General features: G+C 48.8%; 17 protein-coding genes, 1 tRNA gene and 2 pseudogenes. 9 read left to right on the top strand and 11 right to left on the bottom strand.

What is annotated here, in order from left to right; all coding sequences use genetic code 11:
* Nucleotides 1-7 precede the first annotated feature (7 nt).
* Both AYY17_RS13230 and AYY17_RS13225 read right to left on the bottom strand, forming a co-directional pair.
* Nucleotides 8-1,183, bottom strand: a complete 1,176-nt coding sequence (locus AYY17_RS13230; protein WP_067424331.1) for a TerD family protein — start codon at nucleotides 1,181-1,183, stop codon at nucleotides 8-10.
* The gene (locus tag AYY17_RS13225) at nucleotides 1,183-1,770 is read right to left on the bottom strand and encodes a TerD family protein (protein ID WP_067424329.1); all 588 of its coding nucleotides are present in this window, start codon (nucleotides 1,768-1,770) and stop codon (nucleotides 1,183-1,185) included. Before AYY17_RS13225 ends, AYY17_RS13230 begins: the two co-directional genes overlap by 1 nt.
* Nucleotides 1,771-2,088: 318 nt before the next feature.
* On the opposite strand from AYY17_RS13225, the gene AYY17_RS13220 reads away from it, so the two are divergent.
* The 6 genes and pseudogenes from AYY17_RS13220 (at nucleotide 2,089) to AYY17_RS13195 (ending at nucleotide 7,789) form a co-directional block, all read left to right on the top strand.
* Nucleotides 2,089-3,147 carry an ATP-grasp domain-containing protein gene (locus AYY17_RS13220; protein ID WP_067424327.1) on the top strand — a complete coding sequence of 353 codons (1,059 nt, stop codon included), beginning with the start codon at nucleotides 2,089-2,091 and terminating at the stop codon, nucleotides 3,145-3,147.
* A gap of 7 nt (nucleotides 3,148-3,154) precedes the next feature.
* Complete coding sequence (locus tag AYY17_RS13215) at nucleotides 3,155-4,297, top strand: phosphoribosyltransferase domain-containing protein (RefSeq protein WP_067424495.1); 1,143 nt, start codon at nucleotides 3,155-3,157, stop codon at nucleotides 4,295-4,297.
* Nucleotides 4,290-5,072 carry an HAD family hydrolase gene (locus AYY17_RS13210; RefSeq protein WP_067424496.1) on the top strand — a complete coding sequence of 261 codons (783 nt, stop codon included), beginning with the start codon at nucleotides 4,290-4,292 and terminating at the stop codon, nucleotides 5,070-5,072. The genes AYY17_RS13215 and AYY17_RS13210 overlap by 8 nt, the downstream gene beginning before the upstream one ends.
* Nucleotides 5,065-6,143 (top strand): annotated as a pseudogene (locus AYY17_RS13205) (cysteine protease StiP family protein). Before AYY17_RS13210 ends, AYY17_RS13205 begins: the two are co-directional and overlap by 8 nt.
* Nucleotides 6,140-7,087: an HpcH/HpaI aldolase/citrate lyase family protein gene (locus tag AYY17_RS13200; RefSeq protein ID WP_067403930.1), complete on the top strand. Its 948-nt coding sequence runs from the start codon at nucleotides 6,140-6,142 to the stop codon at nucleotides 7,085-7,087. The pseudogene AYY17_RS13205 and the gene AYY17_RS13200 overlap by 4 nt, the downstream one beginning before the upstream one ends.
* A 213-nt stretch (nucleotides 7,088-7,300) precedes the next feature.
* Nucleotides 7,301-7,789 carry a tellurium resistance protein TerW gene (locus tag AYY17_RS13195; RefSeq protein ID WP_067424325.1) on the top strand — a complete coding sequence of 163 codons (489 nt, stop codon included), beginning with the start codon at nucleotides 7,301-7,303 and terminating at the stop codon, nucleotides 7,787-7,789.
* A gap of 58 nt (nucleotides 7,790-7,847) precedes the next feature.
* Here AYY17_RS13195 and fbaA read toward each other — a convergent pair whose 3' ends face one another.
* The 4 genes from fbaA to tkt form a co-directional block, all read right to left on the bottom strand.
* Nucleotides 7,848-8,924, bottom strand: coding sequence for a class II fructose-bisphosphate aldolase (gene fbaA, locus AYY17_RS13190; protein ID WP_067403924.1), 1,077 nt, complete (start codon nucleotides 8,922-8,924; stop codon nucleotides 7,848-7,850).
* Between the two features lie 70 nt (nucleotides 8,925-8,994).
* Nucleotides 8,995-10,161, bottom strand: coding sequence for a phosphoglycerate kinase (pgk, locus tag AYY17_RS13185; protein WP_067424323.1), 1,167 nt, complete (start codon nucleotides 10,159-10,161; stop codon nucleotides 8,995-8,997).
* 66 nt (nucleotides 10,162-10,227) lie between these two features.
* Nucleotides 10,228-11,250, bottom strand: a complete 1,023-nt coding sequence (gene epd, locus AYY17_RS13180) for an erythrose-4-phosphate dehydrogenase (protein WP_067424321.1) — start codon at nucleotides 11,248-11,250, stop codon at nucleotides 10,228-10,230.
* Nucleotides 11,251-11,517: 267 nt separating this feature from the next.
* Nucleotides 11,518-13,512 (bottom strand): transketolase, encoded by a 1,995-nt coding sequence (gene tkt / locus AYY17_RS13175; RefSeq protein ID WP_067424319.1) that lies wholly within the window; start codon nucleotides 13,510-13,512, stop codon nucleotides 11,518-11,520.
* A gap of 604 nt (nucleotides 13,513-14,116) precedes the next feature.
* On the opposite strand from tkt, the gene AYY17_RS13170 reads away from it, so the two are divergent.
* Nucleotides 14,117-14,590, top strand: a complete 474-nt coding sequence (locus AYY17_RS13170) for an Hcp family type VI secretion system effector (protein ID WP_067424317.1) — start codon at nucleotides 14,117-14,119, stop codon at nucleotides 14,588-14,590.
* Between the two features lie 362 nt (nucleotides 14,591-14,952).
* Here AYY17_RS13170 and AYY17_RS13160 read toward each other — a convergent pair whose 3' ends face one another.
* From AYY17_RS13160 to dnaQ, 4 genes are all read right to left on the bottom strand, one after another.
* Complete coding sequence (locus AYY17_RS13160) at nucleotides 14,953-15,747, bottom strand: DUF4225 domain-containing protein (RefSeq protein ID WP_067424313.1); 795 nt, start codon at nucleotides 15,745-15,747, stop codon at nucleotides 14,953-14,955.
* Between the two features lie 457 nt (nucleotides 15,748-16,204).
* A tRNA-Asp gene (locus tag AYY17_RS13155) sits at nucleotides 16,205-16,281 on the bottom strand.
* A 156-nt stretch (nucleotides 16,282-16,437) separates the two neighbouring features.
* On the bottom strand, nucleotides 16,438-16,692 hold the full coding sequence (locus tag AYY17_RS13150; RefSeq protein WP_067424311.1) for a YkgJ family cysteine cluster protein: 255 nt from the start codon (nucleotides 16,690-16,692) through the stop codon (nucleotides 16,438-16,440).
* 41 nt (nucleotides 16,693-16,733) lie between these two features.
* Nucleotides 16,734-17,507 carry a DNA polymerase III subunit epsilon gene (dnaQ, locus tag AYY17_RS13145; RefSeq protein ID WP_067424309.1) on the bottom strand — a complete coding sequence of 258 codons (774 nt, stop codon included), beginning with the start codon at nucleotides 17,505-17,507 and terminating at the stop codon, nucleotides 16,734-16,736.
* A 61-nt stretch (nucleotides 17,508-17,568) separates the two neighbouring features.
* Here dnaQ and rnhA point away from each other — a divergent pair.
* Nucleotides 17,569-18,038: pseudogene (gene rnhA, locus AYY17_RS13140) on the top strand (ribonuclease HI).
* A gap of 14 nt (nucleotides 18,039-18,052) precedes the next feature.
* On the opposite strand, the gene AYY17_RS13135 reads toward rnhA, so the two are convergent.
* The gene (locus AYY17_RS13135; RefSeq protein ID WP_067424307.1) at nucleotides 18,053-18,784 is read right to left on the bottom strand and encodes a methyltransferase domain-containing protein; all 732 of its coding nucleotides are present in this window, start codon (nucleotides 18,782-18,784) and stop codon (nucleotides 18,053-18,055) included.
* 42 nt (nucleotides 18,785-18,826) lie between these two features.
* Here AYY17_RS13135 and gloB point away from each other — a divergent pair, with 42 nt between their 5' ends.
* A complete protein-coding gene (gene gloB / locus AYY17_RS13130) occupies nucleotides 18,827-19,582 on the top strand; it encodes a hydroxyacylglutathione hydrolase (RefSeq protein WP_067424305.1) in 756 nt (251 codons plus the stop codon).
* Nucleotides 19,583-19,597: the final 15 nt, after the last annotated feature.

The raw sequence follows: 19,597 nt of genomic DNA, 5'->3' as shown, positions 1-19,597 counted from the left end.
CTCTGAATTATTTAGAGCCTGCTTTCCAGCGGAATCCCCAGCCGAAAGCTTCATCCATATCACTCTGATTTTTAAAGAAACGGTTCAGACGTTCAACCTTTATTGACCCGTTTTCATTTACCAGACGCGCAATCGCACACATAGTACGGCGGTTATCGCCCTCTGTCAGCCTGGTTTCAATCGGCGGTTGTCCCGGAACATGAACGGTGACAACACCATCCGTTTTATCCCAGCTCGGCACGCCCTGATATATAAACGCGTAGATAAGGATCTGGCGGATATGTTTCCATTCGCCGCCGTTAATATGCAGCCATTCACCGTCTGAAACCTCACCGGTGCGATCGTCACCCTGTAACTGAATATAAGGCTCGCGACGATAATCACCAAACGCGTTACCCAGTGCCTGAATGACCAGTTTCTGACCATTCTGCAACTCAGCGAACGCCCCGAGATCCAAATCAATACCTTTATTACCGCCCCCGAACACATTGCTCAGGAACCCGCCGGAAGCCCCGGTATTATCACCGCGGTGCCAGTTCAGGTTAATGCGGATTTCACCAAAATTGTCGCGCTTGGTCAGACTGATTGACGGTTTCTCTTTTGTCAGTGAAACCTTGCTCAGGCTGATTTTACTTTCTGCCGGTTTGACAACCGGTGCAGGTGCCGGCGGCGCTGACGGGGCAGATTCTGCGGCGACATCCACACCGAAGTGCTCTGCCAGCGGCTGCAATCCGCCGTTAAAACCCTGCGCAACAAAACGGAATTTCCATTCATTGTTACGCCGGTACAGTTCACCCAGGATCAGCGCTGCTTCCGGGCGTCCTGCTGTTTCCACCGTGCCGTTAAGTAAAATCTCCCGGTCAGATTCAACCTGAACCGCCAGACTGCGTAGCCCGGCAACGGTTTTTCCGCCGTCACAGGTAACAACAAACGCTATTTTCTGCACTTCCTGACGCAAACGGCTGAGATCTACCGTAAAAATGGTGTTATTACCATTTTGCTGCCAACTGATGGTTTTATCATCATTCTGTGGCTGCCCGTAAAACACCATATCCGGATCGCCCTGCACTTTGCCGTCCGCATATAACCGGAAAGCTGATGCATCTGCCGCCGCACCGGACAATACATTAACCTGCAATGTTTTTACCGGAACGGGAGCATTTCCCCCGGGTGTCATATTCATCAGCGCACCACCGTACTGATAATGTCAGATGACATTTCGTCGATTGTCCGGCCGCGGCAGGCATCACCGTGTGCCGTGAAATTCCACTCGCCACCGCTGCGGCGCAGAGAGGCAATAACAATACCGGTGTGAGAACCCTGCTCATTCAGCTGATAACGCACCAATTCTTTACCGCTCTGATCCAGCACACGGCAGAATGCATTTTCCACATCATTAAATGACTGTCCGCGGAAACTGTTTACCGTAAATGCCAGATACTCGACTTTTGCCGGCAGACGAGTCAAATCCACGCGGATTACTTCGTCATCACCATCACCTTCGCCGGTCAGGTTATCACCTTCATGTATAACGGATTTACAATCAGATTTCAGTTTACGAAACCAGATGGTGTCAAGAATTTTGCCGTGACCGTCCAGCAAAATACAGCTGGCATCCAAATCAATCGAGTCACTGCCGCCCCCGAATAAGGAGCCGAGAAAACTTTTTTTCTTTTGTACCGGATCCCAGCCAAGACCAAAATGCAGCTGATTTAATGCAGCTGATGCTTTACTGAGAGAAACGGTTTGATTCTTATTTAATGAAACCATATTTTCATTCCTTAAACGGGAGAAAAATAACTGGTGATAACAGATGTATTCCTTTCATGAAAAAAATCATATCATGATGAAGTTCTTTGACAAGCCCTATTTTCCAAAAAAAGCACAAATGAAATTTAATTACTTAATAAACAATAGATTGAAAAATAATTTAATATTGATTCTATCTGTTTTTAACTGTGATCAATGTCAACTTTTGTCAACCATCACAGAACCTGATACGCAATCATAATATGATTGACAAGTTGCTTTATTCTAAATAAACTTATTTCTAATTTACCGGATAACGGGAAACAGGAATAAACAATAATGGCTCATACTATCTGGCTTATGGAAGGGCTCTCTTCACAGCGGGACCTTATTCAGAACATCAGGCTATTTTCACGAAAGTCACAGGTTAACCTCACGATATTTGCCTCCCACCGGCAACCACGTCATGAGATCCTGGCTCTTGCCGATTATGCCCTGACAGAGCCGAAAAATGATGATGAGCGCCTGGACTTTATTCTGTCCGTGGTAAAAAAGCATCATATACAGGCTATCCATACCGGACGGCATACCGCCTGGTTTGAAACTCACCGCGACGCTATCACGGCAAGCGGTGCAAGCCTGACAACCGGGGCTGTGTCCCTGTCCGATCTCAGCGTTGCGGAAGATAAAACCTGTTTTGCTGATGCGATGAATACGCTCGGACTGCCGGTTGTGCCCTCCATGCGCATTAATAGTGCAGCAGAACTGCGCACCGCACTGGAAAATACACCTTTTCCGGGAGCCCCGCTGTGCATTAAACCCGTACAGGGTATTTATGGCGCAGGTTTCTGGCAGTTTGATGACAATGCATCTCCGATGGCAATGTTTCATAACCCTGAACGGCGGATAACCACACCACAGCAATATCTTTACGCACTGGAAAGCGCCGGTAAATTTTCGCCGCAGGTGTTGATGCCGTATCTGCCCGGACCTGAATATTCCGTGGATATTCTCGCTGAAAACGGGCAGGTTCTCGCGGCGGTCGCCCGCCGCAAAGAGGGGGCACTGCAATACCTGGAGCATGATGGTGCGGCGTTTGAACTGGGCTGTGCCTGTGCACAGGCAATGAATGCTGACGGACTGGTCAATGTTCAGACCCGCAATGATAGTCACGGGCAGCCTTTGTTACTCGAAATCAATATGCGTCCGTCAGGCGGTATAGGTTATACCGCACTCAGCGGGTTGAATCTGCCCGGCTTATTCGCATTTCGCCGTCTCGGGCTGATGAGTGCTTCTGATGTGCAGGAACAAAACCGCACGGCATTCCGCCCTGCGGTGATCCGCGCCCTGACTGAGGCCATCAGTTATCCGCTTTCACTGAACAATGAAACAGACTGAGGTAAATATGTCCGGTTTATCACATCCCGGTCTTTACCGGTTTCAACTCTCCACCGGCACGCTGGACATTACCAGCGAGGCCACCCCACAAACACTGGATGCCCTGTTTGATATTGCAGAGCGGCGTAATCCGAAACGCGCTTTTCTGTTTGTCAGCAAGGTGCTCGGACGTCATATCCCTGTTGAGCCGGCGATCATGCGGGGGATTTACCGGCAACTGAGCCATCAGTTCCCGCAGGATCTGCCACAGCCGCTGTTGGTGATTGGTATGGCAGAAACCGCAGTCGGGCTGGGCGCAGGTGTATTTGATGAAATACGCCGCCACTATCCTGACTCCCTGTATCTCTCATCCACCCGCCATCCGGCGGACGGGGAACTGCTGTGTGAATTTAAAGAAAATCACAGCCATGCGACTGATCATCTTCTGTATTTCCCGGCAGATCCGCAACTTAAGCAGCGGCTGCAACAGGCACGGACACTGGTTTTGGTTGATGATGAAGCGACAACCGGAAATACCTTTATCAACCTGTTGACCGCGCTGAGTGAAACCGGACAGCTGCCTGATTTACAACAGATAGTAACTGTCACGCTGACAGACTGGCGTGATAAACCTCAGACATCCTGCAATAATCTGCCGCTGACAAATGTCTCACTGATAAACGGAAGCTGGCACTGGGAAGCGGATAAAACCGCACCGCTGCCCGCTATGCCGGATGTCAATGTGACGGCCGGCGGCAATGTGGCTATCCGTCGCCCGCAATCCCGGATAAGACTCGGCATGGCAGAGCCCCGCGCGGACTTTGGCAAACATATTACTGCCGCCCCCGGTGAACGGGTGCTGGTGCTTGGCTCCGGGGAATTTGTCTGGGAGCCGTTTTTGCTGGCGGAGCGCCTGGAAGCGCTGGGTGCAGACGTTAAATTCAGCGCCCTGACCCGCTCTCCGATAGCGCCGGGTGGTGCAATCGAATCCGTTATTTCATTTACAGATAACTACGGGCTGGGAATACCTAATTACCTCTACAATGTCGCGCACCAGTCATTTGATCGCATTCTGCTCTGTACTGAAACCGATCCCGCAGGTGTGGATCCGCAATTGCTTCGCGCACTTGCCCGCGTAGCTCCCCTGACGGAGGTAATTTATGATGACTGACCCGGTTATCCTCTCCGATCTGGATGACACGCTGTTTCAGACCCGGAGAAAAATGACGGAAGAACAAAAAGTTACCCCATTCCGGGCAGGCGCACTTGACCCCGGCCTGGAGCCGCGCAGCTTTATGACAGAAGAACAGTCCATGCTGGTTGACTGGCTGCTGGCGCACGCGGATCTGATCCCCGTGACCGCCCGGGGTACAGAAGAGTTCAGCCGCGTGACGATCCCCTTCCGCTCTTATGCTGTAACCACACACGGTGCGGTGATCCTCACACCGGACGGCTCGCCGGATCCGCACTGGCAGGCACTCATACTCAGCGCGCTGGCACCTTACCGCGAACGTTTGCTCTCATTACAGCAGTTCTGCACACAACTAATGGCAGAGCGCGGCATTGATGCATGGGCGCGGATCAATTATGAATACGGCGGTGAACCTGTCTATCTGGTGATGAAGCACACGGACAGCAACCGCCTGGATGAACTGTATGATATTGGTGATGAAGCAGAGCAGCGTTTCGGAACGGACGGATTTTATATCCACCGCAACGGCAACAATATTGCCTGGCTGCCTGATGCCATCGAAAAAGGGCGTGCAGTCAGTTGGTTATTAGACACACTGCGGGCAGAGCGCGGAACATTTCCGGTTATCGGACTCGGTGACAGTCTGAGCGACTACCGCTTTATGCAGCACTGCACCTGGTTTGGTCTGCCGCGCCGCAGTCAGTTTGCGGATGCTATTGCCCGCCGGATATTCAGTGAGGTATCTGATGTATAATTTCCCTGAATTCTCAGGTAGTTATTTACCGGACGATGTCCGGTTTCTGCTCAAACCCGTCAGCCTTGATATGACGCCGGTTGAATTAAAAGAACAGCTTATTCAGTCAGGTAAAAAGCATTACTCCGATATGCTCAGTCAGGAGCCGGAGCCGACCACCTGGCATCTTGATCTGTTTAACCGCGCGCTGGAGAAAGGCGCCCCCCGCCTGGCGCGGGATGTTGCATTTCTCACGCAAGCCCTGAGCAACCATTTTGCGGAGCAGCCCATTGTCCTGGTGAGCCTTGTCCGCGCAGGTGTGCCATTAGGTGTGATGCTGCATCAGGCGCTGCGTGATGCGGGCAAAATCTCACATCATTACGGGATAAGCATCATCCGCGACCGGGGAATTGATACGGCTGCGCTGGAATGGATTGAGCATAACCACGGAACTGCCGGTATTGTGTTTGTCGATGGCTGGACAGGTAAAGGCGCTATTACCGGTGAATTAATCCGCTCACTGCATAACCGCCCGGGCTATCCGGCAGATCCCCGCCTGGTTGTGCTGGCTGATCCCGCAGGCTGTGCCTGGCTTTCAGCCGCAGACGATGACTGGCTGATCCCGTCCGGCATTATGGGCGCGCCGGTTTCCGGGCTTATCTCCCGCTCTGTCTGGTCAGATAACGGACCGCACGGCTGCGTACATTGTGAACATTTACAACAATATGAGTGCAGCCGCTGCTGACAGATACGGTTGCTGCATTGCGCCGTAAACTCACCGGCACGCCGGTGGTGACATTACCGGATCCGCACGAAAAATCCGTGTTGCGGGCAAAAAGTAAAACCGTCATCAACACACTGGCTGCGCGTTATGACGTGAGCGATCTCAACCGGCTGAAACCCGGTATTGCCGAAGCGACCCGGGCGGTACTGCGCCGTGTACCGGAACATGTTTTAGTACGTGACTGTAATGAACCGGATGTGGAATTACTGGTTTATCTGGCGCGTCAGAAAAATATTACTATTACGCAGGCGGGTGATGCCCTGGGGCAATACCGCGCCGTTACTATTATCAAAAAGGTATCACCATGACACAGCGTCTCTCTCCCTGGAATTTAGGGGCGTCACTCTATATGCCTGCGACACGCACAGATATTGCTGACGTGATTATAAACAATAAAATCAGCGGATTGCGCTCCCTGATAATCTGCCTGGAAGATGCCGTCAGCGAAGCAGATATCCCGCAGGCACTGCGAAATCTGCATGATATTTTAACGGCACTGACTGCAGAAAAGCAGCGCACCGGCAATCAGAACTGGCCGCTGGTGTTTATCCGCCCGCGTCACCCTGAAATGGGGCTGTGGCTGCGCGATAACTGTGACCTCAGTGCAATCGACGGGCTGGTCCTGCCGAAATTTACACAGGCAACATTGCCGGTCTGGTGGCAGGTGGTAAAAAACAGCCCGCTGTGCATGATGCCGACCCTGGAAACAGAAGAAGTTTATGATGTTGTGCAGATGCGCGAGCTGGCGCAGGTACTGCAATCACATCCCTGCCATGAGCGGATTATCGCGCTGCGTATCGGCGGTAACGACCTGATGAATGTCATTTCACTGCGCCGCTCCCGGCACCTGACGCTGTATGACGGGCCTATGGGGTATGTCATTAAAATGCTGGTCGCTGTGTTTGCTTCACGTGACTTTGCCATGACCGCGCCGGTGTGTGAGCACATTGATGATCACGACGTTATGACCCGGGAACTGGCGCTGGATATCGCCCACGGGCTGGTCGGTAAAACAGCCATTCACCCGAATCAGGTCGCGGTAATTGAACAGGCGCTGCGGGTTTCAGCCGATGAACACGCAGATGCCCTGCGCATCCTGAACTCCACTCAGGCAGTATTTAAATCACAAGGTGCCATGTGCGAACCGGCAACACACCGCCGCTGGGCATCTGCGATCCTGGCACGGGCACGGGTTTACGGCATTTCACAACGCAAAACAGACGGTATGCCGTTTAAAACACAAAATGGCTGAGCATCACCAATGAAACTGCTGTTTTAATGAACATGGGTATGTATTTCTGATATAAATATCTTATTCTATTGTATTTGGGCATCTTGAAATATCTTTACAAACTGATTAAATAGTCATAAAGACCGGATGACAAGGATCCTGCCGGACAGTACTTTCCGTATCCGGCATAACGTTATTTTTTTGATTTTGTTCTTATACAGGTGCCTTCAGACTATGCAATTAAGCACACGACAAGTCCGCTTATTCACACTGGCAACACTGCTCGGTACAGGAAAACCTGTTTCATCGGATGCCATTCTGACAACACTGCGCTGCTCAGAAGCAACACTGACCCGTACATTCAAAGAGTTACGTGATACCTATAATGCAGAGATCCGCTATCGTAAAGCCTCACATACTTATCAGATGACGGATGCCGGAGAACTGAGCCGCAAAGCATTGCGGAAAATGGAAGAAGGTCTGGAAAATAACAGCGGGCAGAAACCGACACATTACAGCGGGAAAGTCTCTCTGGATAAAGAGAAGAAAAAAGCCATTTCGCTGTCACTGACCGGTACAATGATCAGAAAAATCAACCATCTCGCTCTGCTTTCAGGAAAAACCCGCAGTGATGCGGTTGAAATGCTGGTGACGCTTCATATCGATGAATTAATTGAATCGGTTATCAGAAGAAACGAGATCGGGGAAGAAAACAAAAAATAAGGTACAAAAAAACCGTCCGGTACGATACCGGACGGCTTAATTATTCACGCAGAAAATATTACAGAACGTTAACGCAGTTCAGTTCAGTAAATGCTTTTTCCAGACGTTCAATCATGGTCTGCTGAGCGGCACGTAACCAGGCACGCGGATCATAATATTTTTTATTTGGTTTATCAGCACCTTCAGGGTTACCTAACTGACCCTGCAAATAAGCTTCGTTTTTCTGGTAATAGTGCAGGATCCCTTCCCAGGTCGCCCACTGAGTATCGGTATCGATATTCATTTTCACCACACCATAACCGACCGCTTCTTTGATCTCTTCTGCTGTAGAGCCGGAACCGCCATGGAAAACGAAATCCAGGCTGTTGTGCGGCAGGTTATATTTTTCAGAAACATAGTCCTGAGAATTGCGCAGAATTTTTGGCGTTAACTGCACGTTACCCGGCTTGTAAACACCGTGAACGTTACCGAATGACGCTGCGATAGTAAAACGCGGGCTGATTGCATTGAGTTTTTCGTATGCGTATGCCACATCTTCCGGCTGAGTATACAGCGCAGAGTTATCCAGATGGGAGTTATCCACGCCATCTTCTTCACCGCCGGTACAACCCAGTTCGATTTCCAGTGTCATACCAATTTTTGCCATACGCACCAGGTACTTGCTGCAAATCTCAATATTTTCTTCCAGGGACTCTTCTGACAGGTCAATCATGTGAGAAGAGAACAGGGATTTCCCGGTTGCAGCGAAGTGTTTTTCACCGGCATCCAGTAATCCGTCTAACCATGGCAGTAATTTTTTCGCGCAGTGGTCAGTATGCAGAATAACCGGCACACCGTAATATTCAGCCATCTGATGCACATGATGCGCACCGGAAATAGCACCCAGAACCGCAGCCTGCTGGCCTTCGCCTTTAAAACCTTTCCCGGCGATAAATGCAGCACCACCGTTGGAGAACTGAACAATGACAGGAGAACGGACTTTGGCTGCCGCTTCTAATACGGCGTTGATCGAGTCTGTACCGACGCAGTTTACCGCTGGCAGCGCAAATTTGTTTTCTTTGGCAACAGCAAAGATTTTCTGAACATCATCGCCAGTGACGACACCGGGTTTTACAAAATCAAAAACTTTAGACATGTCAAATTTCCTGTATTGGTCTGTCGGAAGTTGTCACGGGCAACCGGAGTTGCCCGTTATTTTCATCTGATTATGACTGTTTAGCACGTTCTTCGAGCATTACAACGGCAGGCAGTTTTTTGCCTTCGACGAATTCCAGGAATGCGCCGCCGCCGGTAGAGATATACGAAATTTTGTCGCCGATACCGAATAAATCGATGGCCGCTAATGTGTCACCGCCGCCTGCGATAGAGAATGCGTCACTGTCTGCGATAGCGTTGGCAACGATTTCAGTTCCCTTACGAAAATTAGGGAACTCAAACACACCGACCGGGCCATTCCACAGAATGGTTTTCGCACTTTTCAGGATCTCAGCCAGATGTGCCGCAGATTCATCACCGATATCCAGCACTTGCTCATCATCTTTGATGTCATTAGCGGATTTCAGGACAGCGTCTGCGGTTTCGGAGAATTCCGTTGCCACGCGGACATCTGTCGGGACAGGAATGTCGCAGGTGAGCAGTAATTTTTTGGCTTCAGGGATAAGGTCATCTTCATACAGTGAACGACCGACATTGTGGCCTTCTGCTGCAATAAAGGTATTGGCGATACCGCCGCCGACAATGATTTGATCCGCAATTTTGGACAGAGAGTCCAGAACGGTCAGTTTTGTGGACACTTTAGAGCCGCCGACAATCGCGACCATCGGACGTGCAGGATTGCTCAGTGCTTTGCCCAGAGCATCTAATTCAGCCCATAACAGCGGGCCTGCGCAGGCAACGTCTGCAAATTTTGCCACACCGTGGGTGGATGCCTGAGCGCGGTGTGCTGTGCCGAATGCATCCATCACAAAAATATCACACAGTGATGCATATTGTTTAGACAGGGTTTCGTCGTCTTTTTTCTCGCCTTTATTAAAGCGGACGTTTTCCAGAACCACCAGTTCACCGGCATTCAGTTCCAGACCATTCAGATAATCTTTTTCCAGGCGCACCGGGCAGTTCAGTTTATCTGCCAGATAATCAACAACCGGTTTCAGTGAGAACTCTTCGTTGTATTCCCCTTCAACCGGACGACCCAGATGTGAGGTCACCATGACTTTAGCACCCTGTTTCAGGGCAGCTTCGATTGTCGGGAGCGAGGCACGGATACGTGCATCAGAGGTAACTTTGCCATTTTTGACAGGAACGTTCAGGTCAGCACGAATAAAAACACGTTTACCCGCCAGATCCAGATCGGTCATCTTAATTACGGACATGGTGAATCCTCTTGTTGATTCTCTTATCAGTTAAATTGTCTACAATTTTCTGCCGGGGCACCAGCCTCAGTGAAAACCAGTCTCAGCCATTGCCAGAGTGGTATCCAGCATGCGGTTTGCAAAACCCCATTCGTTATCACACCAGACCAGCATCTTAATCAGGTGCTGTCCGCTGACCCGCGTTTGTGTGCCGTCAACGATTGCACTGTGCGGGTCATGGTTAAAATCTGTAGAGACTAACGGTAATTCTGTGTAGTCCACTATACCACGAAATGAGGTCATCGCTGCGTTTTGCAAAAGCCGGTTCACCTCTTGCGCGGTCACATTATTCTTCACGGTGATACTCAAATCAATCGCCGTTACGTTAATTGTAGGCACCCTGACTGAAATCGCCTCAAAATGATCTTCAAATTTCGGGAAAATCCGCCGGATCCCTGCTGCCAGCTTGGTATCCACCGGAATGATGGAGTGCCCTGCCGCCCGGGTGCGCCGTAAATCACTGTGATACGCATCAATCACCGGCTGGTCATTCATTGCCGCATGAATGGTTGTCACTGTGCCTGACTCAATCCCGAACCCTTCATCCAGCAATTTAATCACCGGGATGATACAGTTAGTGGTGCAGGATGCATTCGAAACGATTCTGTCCTGCGCGGTCAGTGTGTCGTGATTCACGCCGTACACAATGGTGGCATCCAAATCATTACCACCGGGATGCGAGAACAGGACTTTTTTTGCTCCGTTGGCGATATGTGCTTCACCGTCTTCGCGGGAGCCATACACACCGCTGCAATCTAACACCACATCCACACCCAGCTCAGCCCAGGGAAGCTGATGAATATCCGCTTCATGCAGGATACGGATGTTATCATCCCCGACTGTGAGTAAATCATCTGCCAGAATCTGTACTGATTTAAAAAAGCGTCCGTGACTTGTGTCGTACTTGAGTAAATGAGCGATACCTTTGGTATCCGCCAGCTCATTAATGGCAACCACGGTAATCTGCGTATTACGCCCGGTTTCATACAACGCCCGCAGCACACTCCGCCCGATTCGCCCAAACCCGTTGATTGCAATTTTTATTGTCATAGTATCCTCAGAAATAGCCAAATTATCAGCGCACTAAGAATAACGGACTCACCGGTTTTTGTACGGGGCATTTATCATAGAAACCGTAAACTTTTTTTGTTCATCAGCAGAGAAATATATAGTCACAAAAAACTGAAACGGTTCAGCTTACTAACACCACATTATGCTAATTGGAAAAAAATCGCAAGACCGTCCGGCGGGCAAAAACGAAAAAAGCGCATTCGGTCAAAAAAACCGAAATGCGCTTTCAAAAAAACAATCAGCTGATTATTTCAGCAGGGCTTTTGCCTGAGAAACAACGTTTTCGACAGTGAAACCAAATTCACTGAACAGCTGACCGGCAGGTGCAGATTCACCGAATGAATGCATACCAACAACGGCACCCTGAAGACCGGTGTATTTGAACCAGTAATCAGCGATACCTGCTTCAACAGCAACACGCGCACTCACGGCTGACGGCAGGACAGATTCACGGTAAGCCGCATCCTGTTTGTCAAAGGCATCCGTTGACGGCATGGATACCACGCGCGCTTTACGGCCTTCGGCTGTCAGTTGATCATACGCGCTCACCGCCAGTTCCACTTCAGAACCGGTTGCGATCAGAATGATGTCCGGCTGACCGGCGCAATCTTTCAGGATATAAGCACCCTTTTCGATATCAGCCAGTTGCTGTGCTGTACGTGGCTGCTGAGCCAGGTTCTGACGGGAGAAAATCAGCGAGGTCGGACCGTTTTTACGCTCAATCGCATATTTCCAGGCAACCGCAGATTCCACCTGGTCACACGGACGCCATGTGCTCATATTTGGTGTCACACGCAGGCTGGCGATTTGCTCAACCGGCTGGTGTGTCGGGCCGTCTTCGCCCAGACCGATAGAGTCATGGGTATAAACGAAGATGCTGCGGATTTTCATCAGTGCCGCCATACGCACCGCGTTGCGGGCATATTCAACGAACATCAGGAAGGTCGCACCGTAAGGAATGAAGCCGCCGTGCAGGGCGATCCCGTTCATAATCGCAGACATACCGAACTCACGCACACCGTAGTGAATGTAGTTACCGGCTTTATCTTCATTGATTGGCGCAGAGCCGGACCACATGGTCAGGTTACTTGGCGCCAGGTCAGCCGAGCCGCCCATAAATTCAGGCAGGACTTTACCGAATGCTTCCAGCGCGTTTTGTGACGCTTTACGGCTGGCAATATTTGCCGGGTTATCCTGGAGATTCTGAATAAAGGCTTTTGCATCCGCTTTCCACTGTGCAGGCAGTTCGCCTTCAACACGGCGGCGGTATTCACGCGCCAGTTCAGGGAAGGCTTTTTCATACTGAGCAAATTTTACATCCCACTCAGATTCAACTGCTTTACCGGCCTTTTTCGCATCCCACTCGTTATAAATATCCTGCGGGATTTCAAATGGCGCATACGGCCAGTTCAGTGCCGCGCGGGTTGCCGCGATTTCAGCATCCCCTAACGGAGAGCCGTGCGCATCTGCTGTACCGGCTTTCTTCGGCGAACCGAAACCGATAACGGTTTTGCACATCAGCAGAGACGGTTTGTCGGTAACGGATTTTGCTTCTTCAATTGCGGCTTTGATTTGGTCAGGATTATGACCATCAATGCCGCTGATGACATGCCAGCCGTAAGCATCAAAGCGTTTAGCGGTATCGTCAGTAAACCAGCCCTGAACATTACCGTCGATGGAAATCCCGTTGTCGTCATAGAATGCAACCAGTTTACCCAGTTTCAGGGTACCGGCGAGTGAGCAGACTTCGTGAGAGATCCCTTCCATCATACAACCGTCGCCCATAAAGGCGTAGGTGTGATGGTCAACGATATCATGGCCCGGACGGTTGAATTGTGCGCCCAGAGTTTGTTCTGCGATAGCAAAACCAACGGCGTTCGCAATACCCTGTCCTAATGGACCAGTGGTGGTTTCCACGCCCGGCGTGTAACCGTATTCAGGGTGACCCGGGGTTTTTGAATGCAGCTGACGGAATGCTTTTAAGTCATCCATCGACAGGTGGTAGCCGGTGAGGTGCAACAGGCTGTAAATCAGCATCGAGCCATGACCGTTTGACAGCACAAAGCGGTCACGATCACTCCAGAGCGGATTGGACGGGTTGTGTTTCAGATAGTCGCGCCACAGAACTTCTGCGATATCAGCCATGCCCATTGGTGCGCCGGGATGTCCGGAATTTGCTTTCTGCACCGCGTCCATGCTCAGGAAACGAATCGCATTAGCAAGAGTTTTACGAGAGGTCATTGTCTACTCCAGGTTCGGATAAAAAGCAGATATATACCCTTATTCATTCAAACTGCAGGGTCTGGGCTGCATCCTGAATGATGTCAGGCATAGGCTATTTTCGCAGTACCACGCCCGGATGACAATCCGTTCACCGGTCAGGGTAAAGCGTCGGCGCTAAAAAAAAGCAAAAGATAAGACGTCGGGCGAGGTTTGTCAGGCAAAATATACAGCGGATGAATAATTTGTCATGAAACTTCGCGCCCGCGGCATTTTTGCTGACAAAATCCTTTTAGCTACTGATATTGCGCAACAGCGGAAGTGACCTATTAGACCCGATTACCCCAACGAATAGCAAGCAGAAATACCGCTTTCTGTGCGCTTGTACGACAGGAACAGAACGGAAAAATAACAGGATTGATGGTGCTCCGGAGTGATAAAAACAGAAAAGCCCTGACATATTGATTTTTTGAATAAAAACCACAAAACCTGAAATTACACTGCTGAAAGTCGAAGTTCTGATTATTTTTTATTGCACTGAAATTCAGAAAGTGATGATCTTCAGTTAAATTTAACTGAAGTGTAGAAGTGTAAGACAAACAATATCTAAGCAAGGAATCTAATTGTGGCTAACAACATTTACATGACGATAAAAGGAAAGTCTCAGGGAGGTATTTCTGACGGATGCTCTTCCTACAAATCACTGGGTAATAAATATCAGGCATCACACACTAATGAGATACTGGTCATAGCGGTTTCTTTTGATATATCAAGAGCGCAGAACCTTACTCACGGACCGGTTTCAATAACGAAATATGTGGATAAATCCACGCCGCTGTTACTTACTGCGGTAACGAATAATGAGATAATGGATTGTGAGCTTGATTATTACCGGACATCTGATGCAGGTGCTCAGGAAAAATACATGACTATTCTTTTACGGAAAGCGAGTATTATTAATTTTTCACAGACTCACGCCAATTCACTGACACAAAATGATGCTTTACCCAGTGAAACGCTGACACTTCGATATGAAAGCATCACCTGCAATCATATCATGGCATCAACCTCAGGTTACAGCATAGCCAGCGTGGTATAATCTGACTGGCTGGTGTTTTTTCATACCAGCCGGTAATTAATTTATTTTTTTATATTTGGAGAGTAATACACTGATAACAACAACATAAAAAAACAAACTACTATACCTGATTAAATCTTTATTACCCTTTTCTATAAACAAACTTCCGATATAAAATTTCTCACCATGAGCAAATATTATAAGGTAAGAGCTACCTATAATCAGTATTGATATCAGATATAACAACTCCAAGAAGAACGGTCTCTTTGGCGTGAAGAATGCCTTTGCTTTTCGTATTAGTAAGAAAATGATTATGGAGGTTATATAAAATAATATTAGTTTAAACCAGCCAAATGGAACTATTGATAAAGTATTAAAATCTGTCATTTATTATTTTCTTTTTGGATTAAATCATATGTTGAATAAATTGTCATGCCATCAAAGAAACTTTCTGTAATAAATGTGCTTGTATTCATTAGTTTCCATGATGCAATAAAATCCATATCATAGTAATTAAATAACTTAAAAGCTCCTGGTTTTAATGCGGGATTAAAAAGTGTTCCGGCAGATAATGTCAGGTCAACAAAGTTATAAACCATATCAGCTTCGTGATTACTGTATCCTAACGCTTGTGCAGAATATCTGTAGCCATCTCTTAAATATCCGCTTGTGCTTTCCCGGAACAAAAGATAGTAACCATTTTCATACATGTTATTCATGCCCTGAGCAACCAGTCCCACACTCAATGAGTTACATAGCAGACCTACACTGGCTGAACAGGCACCATAACCGGCTATAACCTGCATACTGCCACCAACAAAACCTACCTGTTTTAACAGAAGGGTGGTAAATCCATTTTTTTCATCATTGACCGCTTCAACATAAGCATATTGTACAGCTTCGCGTGTCATAATAGCGAATCGCTGTTTTTCAAGAAGCGTTCTCATATCCTCGATATTATCCAGCCCGGCAGATAAACTTAAGCAATTATTTTTTACATCCCACTCGTTTTTGACAATGAAATTGCCAATGTCGCGTAGAAACTGCAGCCGCACTCCCGGATTGTGTATATTCACAAAGGCTATTTCCTCAGCCAGTTTCCGGAGCTCATTTGCTGTATTATGCAGAGCACTTTGATACCCGTCGCTGAATGAAAAATCTAATTCTGAATGGCTCATTCATCACCTTAACTAATGTTGATGATATATAAATGTATTATATGTTTTTTTGTCATTATACCTACAGATAATATTCGCTTAACCAGAATTAATAGTAAAGAAAATTAATAAGTAAATGTGGTTAGATTCCCAATTTAAATAGCTATCAGCCTATTAATCAATGTACCGGGAATTATTGGATAACACAGTTGAAAGAAGCAGGTCATGGAAGAAAGCAAAGACAGGATACGACTGTAGCTTCACTCTGTTTTGATTAGCAGGGATCTGCCCGGAAAATAAAAATCATCCCACGGCAAGTCTGTTTCCGGCACAAAATCAGGTGGCAAAGGTGGTGAAGTCGCTCATTCAGAGCATAGCAATTGAAGAAACGGATGAGATACAGAAGCGCTTGCAGAAAAGATTGAGTAAAAAACAAAAAGCAAAACGCCATGCTAAAAAATAGCATGGCGTCTTAATGTGGCGGAACGGACGGGACTCGAACCCGCGACCCCCTGCGTGACAGGCAGGTATTCTAACCAACTGAACTACCGCTCCGGATTGTTCCTTTCGGGAACGTCGCGGATAATACGATCCCCGGTTTCATTCGTCAATGTTAATTTGCGTAAAACCATGCGGTTGCACAGTTTTTAGACTGTGGATGTGATTTTATGCAGATACAACAGATGACACTATAAAAAATGCCGTCAGCATTTACGGTAATGTGCTCTTTTCGAGATCCAGCAAATACGTTATTGCCTCCGCACGGGTCGATAAACACATTTCCTGCGCCGGATTGAGACTGATACAGACCTGCGGACGTGATGCCAGACCAAATATAAGGCATGCGTTATGAGCTGATAACTGCACACATCGGGTATTAGCCGGTTTTCCGTCCGGCATACCCGGAATGGGTGACGAAATTGAAGGCGCGATACAACAAGCCCCGCAACCACTGCGACATTCCATATATTCCGCCTTTTACTGTTAACTACCCGAATTACGCTGAGTCACTCGGCCTTATCAGTGGGCGTTTCTTCATCGTCAGCAGGTTTACGCCAGATACAGGGGTTCGCCCCTTTTTTCTCAACCAAATCAAGGCGTCCCTCATGAGCCACAACTTCTTCATCCGTGGCGTACACCACCCGCAGCCCTGTCTGAGGACGGGTAATACGCTGAATAACCTGCTCATTTTTCTGACCTGCGTTCTCACCTTCGGTCTGAAATGCCAGTGATGTCTGCCCGCCGGTCATTGCCAGATAGACATCTGACAAAATTTCGGCATCGAGCAGTGCGCCGTGCAAGAGGCGCTTGGTGTTATCTATCAGATAGCGGTCACACAGCGCATCAAGGTTATTACGCTTGCCGGGGAACAGTTTCCTGGCAAGTGTTAAGCTGTCCGTGATGGTACAAAATTCGGCTGTCGGCGGGATCCCCCGGTTCAGCTTACGGAATTCATAGTCCATAAAGCCGATATCGAAGGGCGCATTATGAATAACCAGCTCTGCTCCGCGGATAAATTCAATAAATTCATCAGCAATATCAGCAAAAACCGGTTTATCCATCAGGAATTCATCACTGATCCCGTGGACGCCGAATGCTTCAGGGTCAACCAGTCTGTCGGGCTTGATATACAGATGAAAGTTACGACCGGTCAGGCGCCGGTTGATCACTTCAACCGCACCAATTTCAATTATATTGTGCCCCTCAAAGTGGGCACCCAGTTTGTTCATACCGGTTGTTTCGGTATCGAGAACAATTTGTCGTGTAATATCAGTGCTCATAATGCTGTTTTATGTCAGACTCAGATAATTGCCAATCGATCAAAGGATGAGTCTACCAGAGATGAGTGACAAGGTAGAAATTTTCACCGACGGCTCCTGCCTCGGTAACCCCGGGCCCGGCGGATACGGCGCGTTACTGCGCTATAAAGGCCATGAAAAACCCCTCAGCGGCGGTTTTTTCCTTACCACCAATAACCGTATGGAGTTACTGGCGGCTATTGTTGCGCTGGAAAGCCTCACACGCCCGTGTGATATTGTTCTGACCACCGACAGCCAGTATGTGCGCCAGGGAATAACACAATGGATCCATAACTGGAAACGACGCGGCTGGCGTAAAGCGGATAAATCCCCGGTCGTAAATGTTGATTTGTGGCAGCGCTCGATAAGGCGATTGCGACTCACTCTATTGACTGGCAGTGGGTCAAAGGCCACGCGGGTCATCCGGAGAATGAGCGCTGTGATGAGCTTGCCCGCGCGGCAGCAGAGTCCCCGACACAGGCAGATACCGGCTATCAGCCCGCAACAGAATAGCGCAGCTGCTTTAATCAGCGGCGCTTCAGACAATCCGGCGGCGTCTGCTGCCGGGTTGCGCCCACCACATTATTAAGACCCGGTTTGAGTACCCGCCGCTTCTGTGGCGTAAAGGTCAGCGGAACAGTACGCTTGCGGGCGACAATGACACTGATGCAGCCCAGAAGACGACCATGCCGGTTACCGAAACTGTCCGGATCACACCAGGGAACCGGAGTGAACAGGCGGTGGTGCATAACTTCATAATTAAGCAGACTCAACCAGTCCAGCATCCGAAATTGTGAAAACATCCGGCTGGACTGCGGGTGCTGATTGGAATACAGCGGGATCAGTTTACGCAACCCGAGCAAACTTAACGGATTGAATCCGCTGAGAATTAACCAGCCATCCTCGATCAGAACACGGTCTGCCTCACGCAGAAGCCAGTGCGGATCACTGCTGTAACCCAGGTTGTTCGCCAGCACACAGACATCCACGGATTTATCCAGAAACGGTAATTGCGCTGCCTCCCCGAATACCTGTAAGGTGTTACCCTGTGGTGCAACATTCACCTGATGCGGGATCATGCAGTCGCTGCTGTCAATTTCACAGCTCAACGCCCCGATTTTTATCAGATGAAAACCAAACATTTTCGGCCACCAGGGCGCTAACTGTGCCTCCAGTGACTGGCGGAACTGACGCCCGCGGGGGATATCGCACCATGAGCCCGGCATCGTCAGTTTATTTGTCGCTCGCGCAGAAAACATGGCGTTATCCTTGATTTACACTCAATTAAAGGTGAGGTATGTATGGAGCTTATCAGAATTTCCGCGTTATCGGATAACTACATTTGGCTGTTACGCGATAATGCGCACACCTGCGTAATTGTCGATCCCGGCGTGAGCGCCCCCGTCGTGGCGGCACTGCAAGAACACGGATTAATACCCGCCGCCATCCTGCTGACTCACCACCATGCCGATCATACCGGCGGAGTAGCGGATCTTTTATCACGCTATCCGGATCTGCCGGTATACGGCCCGGAAGAAACACAGGATAAAGGGGCAAATCATTGCGTAAAAGACAATGATATTATCACCTGCGGCGAATTCGTTTTTCAGGTTATCGCCGTTCCGGGACACACGCTTGGTCACGTAGCTTATTATTGCGCACCCTATCTGTTTTGCGGCGACACCCTGTTTTCAGGTGGCTGCGGGCGCATTTTTGAAGGAACCGCTGCGCAAATGTATCATTCGGTTACCCGCCTCGCCTCTTTGCCGGATGAAACCCTGGTCTGTTGCGCGCATGAATATACACAATCCAATATCGCCTTTGCCCGCACCATCTGGCCCGAAAATAATATAATTCAGGCATATCAGACGCATATTGCAAAATTACGACAGAATAATGACGCTACCGTGCCTGTCACACTGGAAATAGAAAGGAAAATTAATATTTTTCTTAACTGTGATGATCTTGATCTGCAACATAATTTATCTGCAGGTAAACATACTATGACGCCTGAGCAGACTTTTGCCGCAATACGTGTAAAAAAGGATAAATTTTAGCCGGAAACGTTGTCA

This window comes from Morganella psychrotolerans, assembly GCF_001676055.1.
Lineage (GTDB): Bacteria > Pseudomonadota > Gammaproteobacteria > Enterobacterales > Enterobacteriaceae > Morganella > Morganella psychrotolerans_B.
Note: the sequence above shows the minus strand (reverse complement) of the source record. Positions and strands in the feature narration are given on the sequence as shown.